The organism is Streptomyces sp. NPDC050619, assembly GCF_040654815.1.
Classification (GTDB): Bacteria; Actinomycetota; Actinomycetes; order Streptomycetales; family Streptomycetaceae; genus Streptomyces.
The window spans coordinates 1-15,629 of sequence record NZ_JBFAIR010000052.1 but is presented as its reverse complement, the minus strand read 5'-3'; the positions used below and the strand labels follow the sequence as shown (position 1 = coordinate 15,629).

Here is a 15,629-nt window from a genome sequence, read left to right as displayed (position 1 = left end):
GGACCGAGACCGACCGAGACCGACCGGGACCGACTGAGACAGACCGAGACCGACCGGGACCGACTGAGACAGACCGAGAGCGACCGGGACCGACTGAGACAGACCGAGACCGACCGAGGACGGACAGAGGCATGGCCGCACCGCTGCACGAGGCCCACCCGGCCGGGCCCGGGGGTGCGCTGCCCGACACCCAGCAGGGCATGCGGCGCCGCAACCTCGCCCGGGTGCTGCACACGGTCAGCGCCGAGGGGCCGCTGTCCCGCGCCGCCGTCGCCTCGCACATCGGTCTCACCCGGGCGGCGGTGTCGACCCTCGTCGACGAGCTCATCCGCTCGGGGCTGCTCGACGAGCTGGGTCCCGAGCGGCCCGCCCGGGTCGGCAGACCGGGATCCGCGCTCGCCGTCAGCCGCCGCGGGCCCGCCGGGATCGGCGCCGAGATCGGCGTCGACCACCTCGCGGTCTGCGCGGTCGACCTGCGCGGAGAGGTGCGCTCCAGGGCCGTACGGTACGGCGCGAACCGGGGCCGTTCTCCCGAGCCGGTGATCGTGGAGCTCGCCGGGCTGGTGCGCCAAGTGGTCGCCAAGGCCGAGGGCGAGGGACTGTGGCCCGCGGGGCTGGCCGTGGCGGTGCCCGGGCTGGTGGCGCGCGACGCCCGTACCGTCGTACGCGCCCCGAACCTCGACTGGCACGACACGGATCTCGGCGTGCTGCTGCCCGCCGACGTCCCGCTGACCGTGGGCAACGAGGCCAACTTCGGCGCGCTGGCCGAACTCTGGCTGGGCGACGGCACGCCGCGCGACTTCCTGCACGTGTCGGCGGAGATCGGCATCGGCGCGGCGGTCGTCGTGGACGGGCGGCTGCTGCACGGAGCGCGCGGTTTCGCGGGCGAGTTGGGCCATGTGCCGGTCCATCCGGACGGGCCGGACTGCCCGTGCGGCGGGCGCGGGTGTCTGGAGCAGTACGCCGGCGAGGAGGCGGTGCTGCGGGCCGCCGGGCTGGACCTGGGTGAGGACCGCGTCGGACTGCTCGCGCAGCGGGCCACGGACGGTGACGAGAACGTACGGCATGCCCTGCGGGACGCGGGAGAGGCACTCGGGATCGCGTTGACCGGGGCGGTCAATCTGCTGGACCCCGAGGCAGTCGTGCTCGGCGGTGCGCTGGCGGGGCTCGCGCCCTGGCTGCTGCCGTCCCTGCGGGCGGAGTTGGCCCGGCGCACAGCGGGACCGGCCTGTCCCGTGTCCGTGTCCCGGCTGGGTTCCGAGGGGCCGTTGCTGGGGGCCGCGCACTCGGTGGTGCGGGGCGTTCTCGACGACCCGGCGGCTGTGGCCGAACGGGACTGATTCCGGGCCTGCGTCACCCGTCCGAGTGAGTGAGTTTTCCACAATCGTGCCGCCGTCCACGGAAACATCGGACGCCCTTCTGCCCAACCGGCAAGCGCCGTACCGTGATTCACGCGAGGCGCCGCCGTCCTGGTCGGCGGGCGTGTCCAGGTGAATCGGGGGGTCACATGTCGGGGGAGACAGCAGCACGGGAACTTCGGCGCGACGCCATCGGACTGCGCGAGGTCCTGTTCCAGAGCATCACGGCGATGGCGCCGGCGGCCGCGGTCGCGGCGTCCATTCCGTCCGGCGCGGCCTTCGCGGGCGGCAGTCTGCCGCTGTCGGTGCTGATCGCGCTGGTGGCCTGCCTGTTCACCGCGTCGTGCGTGGCCGAGCTGGCGCGGCATCTGCCTGCCGCGGGGTCGGTGGCCACATATGCGGCACAGGGGCTGCACCCGGCCGTCGGCTTCCTCGTCGGCTGGGGCTATGTGTTCGTGGAGGCGCTGGTCCCGCCACTGCTGCTTCTGCAACTCGGCTTCACGACGGCGGGCACGCTGCACCAGGAGTGGTCCTCGTACCCGGCGGACCTGTGGTGGCCGTGGTCGCTCGCGGGCGCCGCGGTCATCGCTGCCGCCGGCTACTTCGGGGTGCGCGCCTCGGCCCGCTTCGGCACGGTCCTCGGTGTCTTCGAAGTCCTCGTCTTCCTGGTGTTCGCAGTCTGGCTGATCGGCAAGGCAGGCGGCGACAACACCCTGTCGGTCTTCGGGACCTCACACACGGCCGAGGGCTTTGCCGGCCTCAGTGGGGTCTTCGCCGGGTCGGTCTACACGGTGCTGGCCTTCGCCGGGTTCGAGGCCGCGGCGCCGCTAGCGGAGGAGACCAGGGATCCGCGCCGGACGATGCAACGCGCGGTGCTCGGCGCGGCCCTCGCGATCGGGCTTTTCTACCTGGTCACGACCTACGCCATGACGGTGTACTTCGGGCCGGACCGCTTGGGTGAGTTCGGTGCCTCGGGCGCCGCGTCCTGGGAAGGGGTGGCCCGCGCGTCGTTCGGCCTGTTCTGGGTGCTGGTGTTCCTGGCCGTGGTCAACTCGGCGATCGCCAATGCCAACGCGAGCGCCAACGTCTCGACACGGACGGCCTTCGCCCTGGCCCGCGTCCGCGTCCTGCCCCGCTTCCTCGCCGTGCTGCACCCCAGGTACCGCTCCCCCGTCGCCGGCATCGCCGTGCAGAGCGTCGTGGCGGTCGGCGCGGTGCTGGGGCTGGGGCTGGGGTTCGGCTACGACCCCGTGACGGCGTTCCTGCTGCTGGCCACGGTGATCGTCACGGTCGTGATCGGCGTCTACATCATGGTGAACCTCGCCTGCGCCGGCTATTTCCTGCGCCGCAGGCGCGAGTTGTTCAACCCGGTGCGGCACCTGCTCCTGCCCGTGCTCGGCATCGTCGCGTTCGTGCCCGCGCTGCTGACCGCGGCCGGTCTGCCGGTCTTCGACTTCGTCTCCGAGCTCACCGCTCCGGTGTCGTACGCGGGGCCGGTCGTCGGGGCCTGGATGGCGGCGGGGATCGTTGTCCTGGTCGTCCTGATACGGCGGCATCCCGGCCGCATAGCCGAGACCGCCCGTGTCCATTTCGACGAACCGCCGTCCACCGGCCTTCCGCAGAACGGAGCTGTGCAGCGATGAACGACCCCCGGATCCTTACCGTGCGCCCCGAACCGGACGAGTACGCCTGGACGTTCGGCGGTGCGCCGCCCGTGGCGCGTATCGCGCCCGGCACGGTCCTCGACCTGTACACCGAGGACTGTTTCGCCGGACGGGTGCGGTCCGAGAAGGACCTGGTGTCCGAGGTGTGCGAGTTCCCGTATCTGAACCCTCAGACAGGTCCCTTCCACGTGGAGGGCGCCGAGCCGGGCGACACGCTCGCGGTGCACTTCGTGTCGATCGAACCGGCCCGTGACTGGGCCGCGTCGACCACGGTCCCGCTGTTCGGCGCGCTCACCTCGACGCACACCACGGCCATGCTGCAGCCCCCGCTTCCGGAGACCGTCTGGATCTGGCAGCTCGACCGAACCCGCCGCACAGCACTGTTCCGGGCCCACGACAGCGACATCGAGGCCGAGTTGCCCCTCGATCCGATGCACGGCACGGTGGGCGTGGCTCCCGCCAATCTGGAGGTGCGCTCGGCGCTGGTGCCCGACGCGCACGGCGGCAACATGGACACGCCCGAGATGCGGGCCGGCGTCACCTGCTACCTCGGAGTGAACGTCGAGGGCGCCCTGCTCAGCCTCGGCGACGGCCACGCTCGGCAGGGCGAGGGGGAAACCTGTGGTGTGGCCGTCGAGTGCGCGATGAACACCGTGGTGATCGTCGAGTTGCTCAAGGGTCTCGCCACGCCCTGGCCGCGCATCGAGTCTGACACCCACATCGTCTCGACGGGGTCGGCGCGCCCGCTGGAGGACGCGTTCCGGATATCGCAGCTCGATCTGGTGCGGTGGCTGGTCCGCGACTACGGGTTCAGTGAGCTGGACGCGTACCAGTTCGCAACCCAGGCCGTGGAATCTCCGTTGGCCAACGTGTGCGACACCAACTACACCTGCGTAGCCAAGATCCGCAAGCAGTGGCTGCCCGCGCGCGAGACCCACCGTGGAGTGCACGCGCGGCTGCGGGAGACCGCGGCGGCACTACGAGCCTGAGTACGCCTCCGCGGCTCCCGGACCACGATGTCCGGACCGCAAACCCCGACCACACCCCTCCGACCACAACTACCGACCACACTCCCCGACCATCGAAAGGCATTCGTCCGTGGAACGCGCAAGACCGCTCCCCAGTAGGCGACGGCTGCTGAAGGGCGCCGCACTCGCCGCCGTACCGTACGCGTTGCTCCCCGACGCGCGTGCCGGAGCGCAGGCCCAGGCCGTCGACTACCCCCCGGCCGAGTGGGAGTCGGCAACCACGTCCAACTACACGGTGTCCAACCGCCCGACCAGCTACGACCTCGACTATGTGATCATCCACGTCACACAGGAGACGTACGCCGACACACTGGCCATCTTCCAGAACCCGCAGAAGAAGGTGTCCGCGCACTATCTCGTCCGCTCGGCCGACGGACATGTCGCGCAGTGCGTCCGGGAGACCGACGTCGCCTGGCACGCGGGGAACTGGGACTACAACACCCGCAGCATCGGTATCGAGCACGAGGGCTGGGTGGACCAGCCGGCCTACTTCACCGACGCCCTGTACGAGCAGTCGGCGAGGCTGACGGCGGCGATCTGCGCGAAGTACGGCATCCCGAAGGACCGCGCGCACATCATCGGGCACTACGAGGTACCGGGCACCGACCACACGGATCCCGGCCCCAACTGGGACTGGACTCGCTACATAAGGCTGGTCAACTTCGCCTGACCCTGGGCGGCAGGCTCACTGTTCAGGAAACCCACCGTTCAGGAGACGCACGTTCAGGAGACCCACGTTCAGGAGACCGCGGTCGAAACGGTTGTCCTGGTGCGTACCCGGAGTGACGATGTCTCCAAGCTCATCGCCTTTTGAGGAGGCCGAGTTGATCGATCCGTGGGTGGCCCTGGAGCCGGGGGCCGACCCTGCCGAGCGCGTGCGGATGCTGCGTCGCGCGCACGAGACGTTCACCGAGGCGGGCACCGTGCCGCGGCCGGTGCGTTCGGTGGTGGCCGACTCGTGGCGGCGTTCCGCGCGGGCCGGGGTCGGGCCCGACGGCACCGCGAGTGTGGAACTCGTGGACGGTGATCTGGGTGCCTACCGCGCGGAGCATCCGCTGGCGCGGGTGATGCCGTTGTTCCGCGAGTTGTTGGGCAGCTTCGCCGCCGACGGCCAGCACCTTCTGGCGGTGTGCGATGCGCACGGCAGGCTGCTGTGGGTCGAGGGCCATGCGACCACCCGCCGCAAGGCCGGGGGGATGAACTTCGTGCCGGGTGCGCGGTGGTCGGAGACCGCGGTCGGGACCAACGCGCCGGGCACCGCGGTCGCCGTCGACCGGCCGGTGCAGGTGTTCGCGGCCGAGCACTTCGTCCGGCGCGTGCAGCCCTGGACATGCGCGGCGGCTCCGGTGCACGATCCGCGTTCCGGGCGGGTGCTCGGTGCCGTGGACATCACCGGCGGGGACAGGCTCGCGCATCCGCACAGCCTGGGCTTCGTGCAGGCCGTGGCGCGGGCCGCCGAGTCCCAGCTGGCACTGCTCCCACCCTTCGGGCCGGCCGTGGACATGCCGGAACTGACCGCGCTGGGCCGGGACGAGGCGCAGCTGCTCGTCGGCGGACGCAGGATCGGGCTCAGCCGTCGGCACAGCGAGATCCTCGTGCTGCTGGCCCGCCATCCGGAAGGGATGACCGGCGACGAGCTGTTGTGCGCGCTGTACGAGGACGAGTCGGTGCCGCCGGTGACGCTGCGCGCCGAACTGGCCCGCCTGCGCCGGGTGGTCGGTCCGGGCCTGCTCGCGTCACGTCCCTACCGGCTCACCGCCCCGGTCGAGTCGGACCTCGCCGTGGTCGAGCGGCGGCTGGAGACCGGTGCGGTCACGGCGGCCGTCGCCGCGTACACGGGCCCGCTGCTGCCCGGTTCGCAGGCCCCGGCGGTGGTACGGCTGCGGCGGCGCCTCGCCGACGGCCTCCGTACGGCGTTGATCGCCCGCCGTGATCCCGACCTGCTGGCGGACTGGGCGCACGCGCCGTGGGGCGAGGACGACCTCGACGTATGGCGGGCGCTCGCCGCGGTGCGGCCGACCGCGGTGGTCCGGGGCCGCCTGGCCGCGCTGGAGTCCGAGCTGGCGGCACCGACCGCGCGGTCACGCCCGACGACGCGCTGACCGGCGGCGACTCGCGCCCACACTCGCACCCGCACCCACATCCGCACCCGCACACCCGCACCCGTCGGCACTCGGCCAGGCAGTTCCGGGGGCTTCGCACGTCCGAAACTCTCACCCCTCCCGCTCCCCTCCCCCCTCACCCTCAACTGCCGCCCCCTGCCCTCGCAAACCGGCTCTTCTCGCGCCACCAGCCGATGCCCCTCAGCTCCCCAACCGGCAACAGCGCGTGCCGGACTCCCGATCCCCAGCCCCCAACAGCGCGTGCCGAACCCCCGATTCACGCAACGTACTTGCAACCTCCCGCTTCCTAGCCTCGGGCCGAGAGCTGCCCAACGGCGGGCAGCTCTTCTGAAGGAGGCAGACCAGCATGACCCGTTACGCGGCGCCCGGTACCGAGGGCGCGATCGTCTCCTACCAGGCGCGCTACGACCACTTCATCGGCGGCGAGTACGTGCCGCCGGCCCGCGGACAGTACTTCGACAACCCCTCCCCGGTGAACGGGCAGCCGTTCACGGAGGTCGCCCGAGGCACGGCCGAGGACGTGGAGCGAGCCCTCGACGCGGCACACGCCGCCGCCCCGGCCTGGGGCCGCACGTCGGTGACCGAGCGCTCCGACATCCTGCTGAAGATCGCCGACCGTATGGAGGCGTATCTGGAGCCGCTGGCGGTGGCGGAGACCTGGGAGAACGGCAAGCCGGTGCGCGAGACGCTGGCGGCCGACATCCCGCTCGCGATCGACCACTTCCGCTACTTCGCGGGCGCGATCCGCGCGCAGGAGGGTTCGCTCGGTGAACTCGACGACGACACGGTCGCGTATCACTTCCACGAGCCGCTGGGCGTGGTCGCGCAGATCATCCCCTGGAACTTCCCCATTCTCATGGCGACTTGGAAGCTCGCTCCCGCCCTCGCCGCGGGCAACGCCGTCGTCATCAAGCCGGCCGAGCAGACCCCGGCCTCCCTCCACTACTGGATGAGCCTGATCGCCGACCTGCTTCCGCCGGGTGTGGTGAACATCGTCAACGGCTTCGGCGCGGAAGCGGGCAAGCCGCTCGCGTCCAGCCCGCGGGTGGCGAAGGTGGCGTTCACGGGTGAGACCACGACGGGGCGGCTGATCATGCAGTACGCCTCGGAGAACATCAAGCCGGTCACGCTGGAGCTCGGTGGCAAGTCGCCCAACATCTTCTTCGACGACGTATGGGCGAGGAACGACGACTTCCGCGACAAGGCGCTCGAAGGCTTCACGATGTTCGCGCTCAACCAGGGCGAGGTGTGCACCTGCCCGTCCCGGGCGCTGGTCCAGCGCGGCCACTACGCCGAGTTCCTGGAGGCGGCCGTAGCCCGCACCGAACTGATCAAGCCTGGCCATCCCCTCGACACGGACACGATGATCGGTGCCCAGGCGTCCAACGACCAGTTGGAGAAGATCCTTTCCTATCTCGACATCGGCCGGCAGGAGGGCGCCAGGGTCCTCACGGGCGGTGAACGCGTCGAGTACGACGGCGAGTTGAAGGGCGGCTACTACGTCCAGCCGACGATCTTCGAGGGCGACAACCGTATGCGGATCTTCCAGGAGGAGATCTTCGGTCCGGTGGTCTCGGTGACGTCCTTCGACGATTTCGACGACGCCATGAAACTCGCCAACGACACGCTGTACGGCCTCGGTGCGGGCGTATGGACCCGGGACATGAACACGGCGTACCGCGCCGGCCGGGCGATCCAGGCGGGCCGGGTCTGGACGAACTGCTACCACGCCTACCCGGCGCACGCGGCGTTCGGCGGTTACAAGCAGTCGGGGATCGGCCGCGAGACGCACAAGATGATGCTGGAGCACTACCAGCAGACGAAGAACGTTCTCGTTTCATACAGTCCGAAGAAACTTGGGTTCTTCTAGCGATACCCGTAGGCAGCGTCCGAACCGCCGGCAGAAGAGGGTGGCGACAGGACGCCTGTCGCGGGTCGGCCCACCCAGCACGTCACCGTCGCGCACTCCGACAACACCGACCCGTTCATCTGCGCCGACCTGGCCGCCGTGCCCGGGCAGGGCCCCGACATGAAGGCATGCGTGACACCTGGCGCAGGAGTTGGGACACCTTGTGGTCTCCGTCGGCTTGGTCACAGCACGACACGGAACAGGTTCCCGGCCGGGTCGACCACGGCGTCGAGGCGGAGCCCCACACGCAGGGCGGGATGCTGCGAGCGCTTCCAGGTGGCCTCGAACGTCCGGAAGCCCAGCCCGCTCACCCGCAGGACGACCACGGCACCGCCGTCGTCCCCGGTGTCCCATTCGGTGAGCTCGGTGATCTCCGCGGTCGCCGGAACCCCGAAGGCGTCGAGCCGCCGGTTGTGCCTCCGTTCGGCGGCGACGGTGAGCCCCACCGCGAAGCCCAGGGGAACGAGGACCACCGTGCATACCATGCCGGTGATCACCAGGCCCTGACCGGCGAAGACGCCGAGGACCATCAGGAACGGTCCCAACAGCCCAAGTGCCAGGAGAAAGAGGTATATCCAGGCGGCCACCCAGGGACCGACCTTCGACACCTGTGTCGGCGTGGGGCCGTTCTCCCCGTCGGTCACATCAGAGTCGCGGTCTCGGCCACGCCCCGCTCCGGGTCGTAGGGCAAGGAGCGGCGGGACACTCCCGGCTGCCCGATGACGGTCCCCATCCTGGGCTTGCGGCCGGTGCCGAACTCCAGCCGGGGTTCCTGCCAGATGTGCGGGCGGTGCGCGTCGCCGAAGCCGAACAACTCCAGCACCCGGCCGTCGAAGGTGAGCAGGGTGGTGTCGTTCGCCAACACCTCGTACGGCGGTGTCGTCATGGCCTCGCTCCGTCTCCCGCGTAGAGGTAAGCACCGGGGTTGGCGGGGTCCGCGATCAGTAGTACCTGATCACCGGCGCGGGGGATGCGCAGTTTCGAAACGATGGTCTGGAGCGTGATCGGGTCGGCGGTGGCCCCGGTCAGCTGGAGGACCAGGTCGACGACCGGGTCGAAGTTGACCAGCTTGCCGGTGTCGCTGATCGCCACGACGACGGCGGTGATCGTCGGTACGCCCGCAGCGAGCAACTGCTGCACAGTGGCACCGGAGTTGTACGCGCCGATCGACTGCTGGAGCTTGGTGTAGTCCTCGCGGCCGAGCGTCGCGCGTGTCATACGGCCGTAGAAACCCTTGCCGCCGGCCACCTGCTCCGCGATCTTCGCGGCCTTCTCCTCGCGGCTCTTGCCCTTGCCGAAGATTCCCATGCTGTGCCTGCCCTTCCGGTCCGTTCTGCCTGGTGGTGTGGACGTTAGGAGGCGGGCAACGCCTACCGATCCCAGGTTCGACCGCCAGTTCCCCAGGACGTACGCTCTGCCCATGCCGTCCCCGAGCCAGCCGTCGACCGGCCAGCGCCGTCCGCGCGCCATGGTCATCGACACGGCTTGGCGCGGCCTCGGGCCGGGTCCCCAGGCGCTGAGCGGGCCCGGTGGCGCGCCGCTGACCCGGACGGTCAAGCTGATCGTGCTGCCGCTGATCGTCCGGCCCGCGCTGCGTCCGGAGCTCGCCGCCGACTTCCTCGACGCGCGGGAGGCGGAGCAACTCGACGCGCTGATACGGGAATCCGGTGCGGTTCTGGAAGCGACGGCACGGTGGTTCACGCTGCTGAAGAAGACCCGCCGGGCACTGGGGATCGTGGCGGGCAATCCCCAAGACCTGTATTTCCAGCGGTGCTTCGAGTTGGCGACCGAGCACGGGGCGCCGGGGCCCGGCGCGGACGCGGTGGCGAGGGCGGTACTCGAAGACGTCGTGGACGCTTCCGGCGGACGGACGGTGGAGGCGCTGAAGGAGCATCTGGCGAACGCCGACCGTCGCGCCCGGCTCGACGCCGAGCTGGCAGCGGCGTGGGACGGACGCGAAGCGGTACCGGGCGCCGCCGATACGGGCCTGGCGGCCGAGGTTCTCGAGGCCTGCGGTGCGGCGGGGGCCGATTCGCCGGCCTTCGCCGCCATGGTCCGGGCCGGGCACGGCAGCCTGCTCGGGCGAGCCCTGTGGGCGGCTCACCCGGCCGACGTCTGGGACAGCGCCGACGTACCCCCGCACCTCGGACTGACCGCGCACCGCGTGCCCCCGCGCCCCGAGGTCGGCCGGAGCGCCTCGACCGCCACACTCCCCGCGCCGTTCGACCGCACGCTCTTCGAACGGCTCTTCACCGTGCTCCAGGCGTCGACCCACCGCGAGCAACTGCCGACCGTGCCGGAGCTCGTCCGGCGGGAGGTCGACCGCAGCTGCGCCCCGCTGGGCCTGTACGACGAGAGCCTGCGCGTCACCGTCGTACTCGGCGGCCGACTCGCGGTGGGCCTCGACCCGCTGGGCGCCGGGACCTTTCCGGCGGGGTCGACGGCGGCACACCGCATCGTCAACAGCCGCTGGCGGCGGGAGGCTTCGGTCCTTCGAGCCCGCAGGATGACCGTCTCCCCCCGCCCCGATCCGGACGGCGGTGTGCTCAACGCCCTCGCCCAGGACCTGCGCACCCCGTGGGCCGCTTACATGCGGCGCCTTTGGGTACGGCTGCACGGGCGCGACGTCCGCGACGCGGCACTGCCCGACGCAGCTTCGGCCTGGGGCGTGCTCGACGGGGTCGCCCGCTCGGTGATGATGGACCACCGCGCACGAGTCCGTACGGCACTGCGCACCCTGTCGGCGACCGCCGAGCCCGCCGCCGAGCCGAGGAGCGCGTGATGCCCGACCGGCGCCGTGCCATCACGTGGGCCGAGGACCGCACTGTACGCATCGCGGGACCCTCCGCCGGTCCCACGTTCACCCGGGCCGTTCTCGACGTCGCGGGCGCCGTCCTGACCTGGCCCGTCCTCGGCCCAGCAGGTCTGCCGGCAGCGGAGATCCACGACGTGGGGCAGGCCCAGCAGTGGCTGTGGGCGGTCTACGGCGAGCGTACGGCCGCCGCTGTCGACGCCGTCGCGTCGGGCACGCCGGCCGCCGAGCTGACGCTGCCCGAGCAGCCGACCGCACTCGCCGAGGCTGCCGCCCGCCTCGCCCTCGGGCACTGGGCGGCCCGCTGGTGGCCGACGTCGTACCTGGACGGGATTCCGGCGCTCGAACAGGACGTGCTGGGGCTTGAGTTGGCCGCACTGACCCACGAATGCCAGCAACTCCTCGACGAGTCAGGTGAGGTGGAGGGTGCCGAACTGCTGGAGGAGCACCTGGCCGCGCTCGACCCGCTGATCCGTTGGCGGCAGTCGGCAGCTCCGCCTCGCCAACTGCACGGCGTCCTACGGCTGCTCGACGACGCGGCCGACAACGTCGGGCTGGACGGGGAGGCACTACGGCGCCTCCGGTCAGCCCTGGAAGAGGACCACAGGCCGACCCGCACGCCGCTCGACCTCGCCGAACTCTTCGTACGGCAGCAAGAGTTCGCGGTCGCAGCAGGTAGTCTCCGCACCGCGACCGGCCGCGTGATCGCCCGGGGCTCGGGGACCAACGACTGGTGCCGCTATCCTCCCGGCTTCGTCGACGCGGCCGAGGACGCCGTGTCCTGGACGGCGTACGCGTTCGGTGCCGGGCGGCGGATCGAGGTCGCGGTCGTCGCCGACATCGCGGCCCCCGTGGGCGGGGTGCACCTCGCGGCGGAGGTCCACGTGGACGGCAGCCCGCCGAACCGCGTTCCGCTGGTCAGGCGGGACGACGTGTGGACCGGCCGGGCGGACCTGGACATCCCGGCCTCGACGACACCGGGCATCGAAGTCGGCATCCTGCTGCCGGGGTTCGACCCGGGACCGGGTGCCGAAGACCGTGCGGCACGTGAGGAAGTACGAGCCCTGGCCCGGCACCGGCTCAGCGTCGCGGCGACACCGCACGACAGGGAGGCCGCACACCCGGACCCGTTCCTCGCCGAGATCGCGGCTGCCACCGCCCTGGAGGAGGACTTCTAGCCCATGCCGGAAGACCCGCAAGACTCGCAAGACCGGGAAGACCGGGAAGACCGGGAAGCCGCAGCGGCACAGGAAGAGCAGGCGGCGGGGCTCAGCTACGGCGAGCCCTTCGACAGCGGCTTCGCGCTCGCCGAACGCCATCAACTCACCCCGGACCTCCCGGCAGCGCTGGCCGTCTACGGCGAACTCCTCGCCGTGGCCGAGTCGTTCGAGGACTCCCCCGACGTACGACTTCTGCGCGGGCACCTGTTGTCCGACATCGGGACGGTTCAGCTCGCGGTCACGGATCTGCCCGGGGCGGCCCTGTCCATCGGGCGGTCCCTCGACCTGGTGCGGGGCATCGCGTCCGTGCCGATGGGACCGAACGGCCGCCGGCTGTGGCAGGAGGTCCTGCTGAAGACACTGCTGGCCAGGGTGGAACTGCTGTGCAGGACCGGGCAGTTCGACGAGGCGCAGGAGGCGATGGACGAGGCGACGGCCCTGCTGTCGGAGTTCGACGACCTCGAAGGGCTGCGCACCGCCGAGATCGGCCTGAGCCGGGTGCATCTGCTGATGGACCGCAGCGCGTGGGGCGCGGCCGAGGAACTGGCCTCCGCGCTGCTGGCCGACGCGCCGCTCGCCGAGCCGTACCTGCTGGACTGTCTGGGGGTCGTCTGCGCCTCGACCGTGCGGTTCGAGCAGGCGGAGGACTACTTCGCCCGCGCGGAGGAGGCCTATCTGACGCTGGGCCACCACGCGGGGCGCCAACAGGTGCTCTCCCACCGGGCGTACGCGGCGCTACGGGCCGGCGACCTCGACCGCGCGGAGGAGTTGTACGCGGAGGCCGCCGAGATCTTCGAACGGCAGGGCCAGGCCGAGGACTTGGCGGTCTGCGAACAGGCCCGTGCCGCCATCGCCGCACACCGCGGGGACGCGGCCGGCGCTGCCGCTCTGACGGCGTCCAGCCTGGCCCGCTTCCAGCAGGTCGGTGCCGCGATCGCCGCCGCCGACACCATGCTGATGGGCGCCCGGCACGCGTACGAGCGGGGCGACATCGACGAGATGAAGCGGCTCGCCCAGGGCGCGCGGGACGTGTACCAGGAGCGCGGGGTGTACGAGCGGTGCGCCCAGGTGGACCTGATGCTCGCGCGAACCCTTGAGGACAACCTGAACCGGACCGACCACGGCGACCACGAACGCACCTCGCTCGCAAACGCGCTCTCCCTCGCCCTGCCCGCCGCCCTGACGCTGGAAGCGGCCCGCTACGACTTCGCCACCGCCCACGCCCGCAGCCAGTGGCTCCAACTGGCCGACGAAGCGATGCAGTTGGTCTTCCGCCTGGCCCTCCGCAGCAACGACCAGGGGCTGATCTTCGAGCTGGTGGAACACCGGTGCGCGGGCGCCTCCCTGGCGCTGAACCGTACGTCCACCGCCGACAAGGCGGCGGCGGTCTTCCCGGACGCCGCCATGAAGACGTACGCCCCCGATGACGACGCTCCCCTGACGCTGGGCGGCATCGCGGCCGAGGCCGCCGCCTCCGTCGGCCTGCGGGTCGCACCGCCACCGAAGATCGTGATGTCGGCGGAGGCGGGCGCCCGTACCGCGCTCCAGGAGTACGTCCAGGCAGCCGAGTTCCGCTATCACCGGCGGATCGTGAGCGAGGAAGAGGTGCCGTTCTGTCCGCCGACGATCTGACCCACGCGAACCGTCCGGTGGTCCAGGTCCGCCTCGCCGACGCCGGTGACCTGCACATGACCTGGACGTGGGCCCGTGGGGCCCAGGGCTTCGGCACCGGGTACACCCCGGGGCCAGACGTGGACGAGGCCATCCGCGCCCTGGCCGCCGAACTGCCGGGCGGCGGCTCGGAAGGCATGCGGCGCGCGTTCGAGTCCGGCGCGCTGGCCACGTACGAGGAAGAGCGCCGCCTCTCCCGCATGCTGGCCGAGGTGCTGTGGCCGCCGGGCCTGACCGACCAGATCCGCCAGGTATCCGCCCACCTGGGCCGTCCGCTGATGCGGCTCCAGCCGTCACCCCGGGTCGCCCAGGTCCCGTGGGAGCTGCTCGCCGTGGACGGTGACGACAGCGACCTACGGCTGATCGACCTCGTGGACATCGCCACCACGGCACCGGCATCGCTACGACGGACTGGTACCACCCCGACCGATCAGAACCCGGACTCGGACGCCGTGGTTCTCGTCCTGGATCCCCGCGTCCCCGGCTTCCGGGCCGACTCCCCGCTCGGCTCGGTCCTGGGGCGGCCCGGCTCGGACCCGGCGCTGCTCTCCCTCGTACAGCGGAGGCTCGACGCGGGCACCGTCGTACCGTCCGTCGCCACCCCCGCCGAGGCCTTCCGCCGCACCGACCTCGACCGCGACTGGCTGGGCGAGGCGCTGCGCAAGGGTGCCCGTCGCCTGATGTACGTCGGCCACGTCAGCGGCGCCCCCGTCGAGGGCGGGCAGAGCGAGGACGTCACCCTCCACCTGTGCTGCGGCCCGGAGACCACGGGGATGACCGAACCGGTGCGCACCCACCGCCCGTTGTCCGCCAAGGATCTTCTCCTGGGCACGCTCCCGCTGCGCGCGGACGGCGTGCCGGGCGCTCGACTCTGGCCCGCACCGCCGCGCGTCGCGCTGATCGCCTGCGAGAGCGGCGGCGATCTCCGTTTCGCCGAGTCCTTCGGCCTGGCGACGGCGATGATCCACAACGGCGCCCAGCTGGTCACCGCCACCCGCTGGGTGCTCCCCACCAGCTTCGCCTTCCACCGCCTGGCCGGTCTGCCTCAGTCCGTACGGCCGCTCACGAAGGCCGTGGTCGCCGTGGACGCGGCCCATGAGGACCACGACCCGGTCCGCCATCTCGGCGCCTGGCAGCGACAGCAGCTCGACCAGTGGCGCGCCGACGGCCGGATCGAGCACTCGCCCCTCCTCTGGGCGGCCCTGACCAGCATCGTCAGATGAAGGGCCAGGGGTTGGGAACTGTTGCCGATGTAGCGAGCGGTAGTGACTTTGGGTGAGTGTGAGTGAGCGTCGGGGCCGGGTGTGTGGGGCCGGTCGTCGGCGGTGTGCCGGGGGTTGGTCTCTTCGGTCATGGGTGTGTTCTGGGCGTGGCTTGCCGAGGGGAACGGGAGTTCTCGGGGCGAACGTGTGACCTTTGTGGGTGGTGCTCGTTGACTGCGGTGACAGGGGGTTTTCGAGCCGTGGGCGGGGGTGGACGGGTGGGTGGGCTGCGGGAGTTGGCGGCGTCGTTCGTGGTGTCCGGTCCGGCCGGGGTGGCGGTGCGGGACCGGCTGCGGGTGTCGGCGGCGGATGCGGCCGTCCTCGCCGAGGTCGGGAAATTCCTGGGGTCGCTGGCAGCGGGTGATCTCGCCGTACGGTCCCGGCAGGGACTGACGCATGATGGCACTGGGTGGGCGGTGCGTAAGCGGGAGCTGACCGGGAGGTCGTCGGCGCGCTGGGCGGGCAGTATCACCAAGGCCAGTCACGATCAGTGGGCTCTACCTTCTTGCTCGGGTTGATCGAGCCATTCGTAGGGTTGGGTCGCCCAGGGGCGCTGGGTGTGGCTATCAGTGGGCTGCCGCT

The 15,629-nt window shown here is 71.3% G+C and carries 13 protein-coding genes and 1 pseudogene; 11 read left to right on the top strand and 3 right to left on the bottom strand.

Going from position 1 to position 15,629, the window contains the following annotated elements; all coding sequences use genetic code 11:
- Nucleotides 1–131 precede the first annotated feature (131 nt).
- From AB0I77_RS48075 to AB0I77_RS48050, 6 genes are all read left to right on the top strand, one after another.
- The gene (locus AB0I77_RS48075; protein ID WP_363289301.1) at nucleotides 132–1,340 is read left to right on the top strand and encodes an ROK family transcriptional regulator; all 1,209 of its coding nucleotides are present in this window, start codon (nucleotides 132–134) and stop codon (nucleotides 1,338–1,340) included.
- A 167-nt stretch (nucleotides 1,341–1,507) separates the two neighbouring features.
- Entirely contained in the window at nucleotides 1,508–3,001 is a 1,494-nt protein-coding gene (locus AB0I77_RS48070) for an APC family permease (protein ID WP_363289300.1), read from the top strand.
- The gene (locus AB0I77_RS48065) at nucleotides 2,998–4,011 is read left to right on the top strand and encodes an acetamidase/formamidase family protein (RefSeq protein WP_363289299.1); all 1,014 of its coding nucleotides are present in this window, start codon (nucleotides 2,998–3,000) and stop codon (nucleotides 4,009–4,011) included. Before AB0I77_RS48070 ends, AB0I77_RS48065 begins: the two co-directional genes overlap by 4 nt.
- Nucleotides 4,012–4,120: 109 nt before the next feature.
- A complete protein-coding gene (locus AB0I77_RS48060; protein WP_363289298.1) occupies nucleotides 4,121–4,720 on the top strand; it encodes an N-acetylmuramoyl-L-alanine amidase in 600 nt (199 codons plus the stop codon).
- A gap of 154 nt (nucleotides 4,721–4,874) precedes the next feature.
- The gene (locus AB0I77_RS48055) at nucleotides 4,875–6,152 is read left to right on the top strand and encodes a GAF domain-containing protein (RefSeq protein WP_363289297.1); all 1,278 of its coding nucleotides are present in this window, start codon (nucleotides 4,875–4,877) and stop codon (nucleotides 6,150–6,152) included.
- Between the two features lie 367 nt (nucleotides 6,153–6,519).
- A complete protein-coding gene (locus AB0I77_RS48050) occupies nucleotides 6,520–8,043 on the top strand; it encodes an aldehyde dehydrogenase family protein (protein ID WP_363289296.1) in 1,524 nt (507 codons plus the stop codon).
- A 221-nt stretch (nucleotides 8,044–8,264) separates the two neighbouring features.
- On the opposite strand, the gene AB0I77_RS48045 is transcribed toward AB0I77_RS48050, so the two are convergent.
- Genes AB0I77_RS48045 through AB0I77_RS48035 form a run of 3 tightly spaced genes read right to left on the bottom strand, consistent with a single transcriptional unit; the run spans nucleotide 8,265 to nucleotide 9,390 of the window.
- Nucleotides 8,265–8,726 (bottom strand): hypothetical protein, encoded by a 462-nt coding sequence (locus tag AB0I77_RS48045; RefSeq protein ID WP_363289295.1) that lies wholly within the window; start codon nucleotides 8,724–8,726, stop codon nucleotides 8,265–8,267.
- On the bottom strand, nucleotides 8,723–8,968 hold the full coding sequence (locus AB0I77_RS48040; RefSeq protein WP_363289294.1) for a hypothetical protein: 246 nt from the start codon (nucleotides 8,966–8,968) through the stop codon (nucleotides 8,723–8,725). The genes AB0I77_RS48045 and AB0I77_RS48040 overlap by 4 nt, the downstream gene beginning before the upstream one ends.
- Nucleotides 8,965–9,390 (bottom strand): hypothetical protein, encoded by a 426-nt coding sequence (locus tag AB0I77_RS48035; protein ID WP_363289293.1) that lies wholly within the window; start codon nucleotides 9,388–9,390, stop codon nucleotides 8,965–8,967. Before AB0I77_RS48035 ends, AB0I77_RS48040 begins: the two co-directional genes overlap by 4 nt.
- Nucleotides 9,391–9,502: 112 nt before the next feature.
- Between AB0I77_RS48035 and AB0I77_RS48030 the strand changes: the two genes are divergently transcribed.
- The 5 genes and pseudogenes from AB0I77_RS48030 to AB0I77_RS48010 form a co-directional block, all read left to right on the top strand.
- Nucleotides 9,503–10,864: a hypothetical protein gene (locus AB0I77_RS48030; protein ID WP_363289292.1), complete on the top strand. Its 1,362-nt coding sequence runs from the start codon at nucleotides 9,503–9,505 to the stop codon at nucleotides 10,862–10,864.
- A complete protein-coding gene (locus tag AB0I77_RS48025; RefSeq protein WP_363289291.1) occupies nucleotides 10,864–12,072 on the top strand; it encodes a hypothetical protein in 1,209 nt (402 codons plus the stop codon). Before AB0I77_RS48030 ends, AB0I77_RS48025 begins: the two co-directional genes overlap by 1 nt.
- A gap of 3 nt (nucleotides 12,073–12,075) precedes the next feature.
- Entirely contained in the window at nucleotides 12,076–13,746 is a 1,671-nt protein-coding gene (locus tag AB0I77_RS48020) for a hypothetical protein (RefSeq protein ID WP_363289290.1), read from the top strand.
- Nucleotides 13,747–13,763: 17 nt separating this feature from the next.
- Entirely contained in the window at nucleotides 13,764–15,008 is a 1,245-nt protein-coding gene (locus tag AB0I77_RS48015; protein WP_363289288.1) for a CHAT domain-containing protein, read from the top strand.
- A 257-nt stretch (nucleotides 15,009–15,265) separates the two neighbouring features.
- Nucleotides 15,266–15,562, top strand: a pseudogene (locus AB0I77_RS48010) (IS200/IS605 family accessory protein TnpB-related protein); the annotation flags it as partial.
- Nucleotides 15,563–15,629 lie beyond the last annotated feature (67 nt).

What these genes read in the sequence shown, in the direction of transcription:
- AB0I77_RS48025 (WP_363289291.1), top strand. Translation starts at nt 10,864, where the DNA reads ATGCCCGACCGGCGCCGTGCCATCACGTGGGCCGAGGACCGCACTGTA.
- AB0I77_RS48020 (WP_363289290.1), top strand. Translation starts at nt 12,076, where the DNA reads ATGCCGGAAGACCCGCAAGACTCGCAAGACCGGGAAGACCGGGAAGAC.
- AB0I77_RS48075 (WP_363289301.1), top strand. Translation starts at nt 132, where the DNA reads ATGGCCGCACCGCTGCACGAGGCCCACCCGGCCGGGCCCGGGGGTGCG.
- AB0I77_RS48070 (WP_363289300.1), top strand. Translation starts at nt 1,508, where the DNA reads ATGTCGGGGGAGACAGCAGCACGGGAACTTCGGCGCGACGCCATCGGA.
- AB0I77_RS48040 (WP_363289294.1), bottom strand. Translation starts at nt 8,968, where the DNA reads ATGACGACACCGCCGTACGAGGTGTTGGCGAACGACACCACCCTGCTC.
- AB0I77_RS48035 (WP_363289293.1), bottom strand. Translation starts at nt 9,390, where the DNA reads ATGGGAATCTTCGGCAAGGGCAAGAGCCGCGAGGAGAAGGCCGCGAAG.
- AB0I77_RS48050 (WP_363289296.1), top strand. Translation starts at nt 6,520, where the DNA reads ATGACCCGTTACGCGGCGCCCGGTACCGAGGGCGCGATCGTCTCCTAC.
- AB0I77_RS48030 (WP_363289292.1), top strand. Translation starts at nt 9,503, where the DNA reads ATGCCGTCCCCGAGCCAGCCGTCGACCGGCCAGCGCCGTCCGCGCGCC.
- AB0I77_RS48065 (WP_363289299.1), top strand. Translation starts at nt 2,998, where the DNA reads ATGAACGACCCCCGGATCCTTACCGTGCGCCCCGAACCGGACGAGTAC.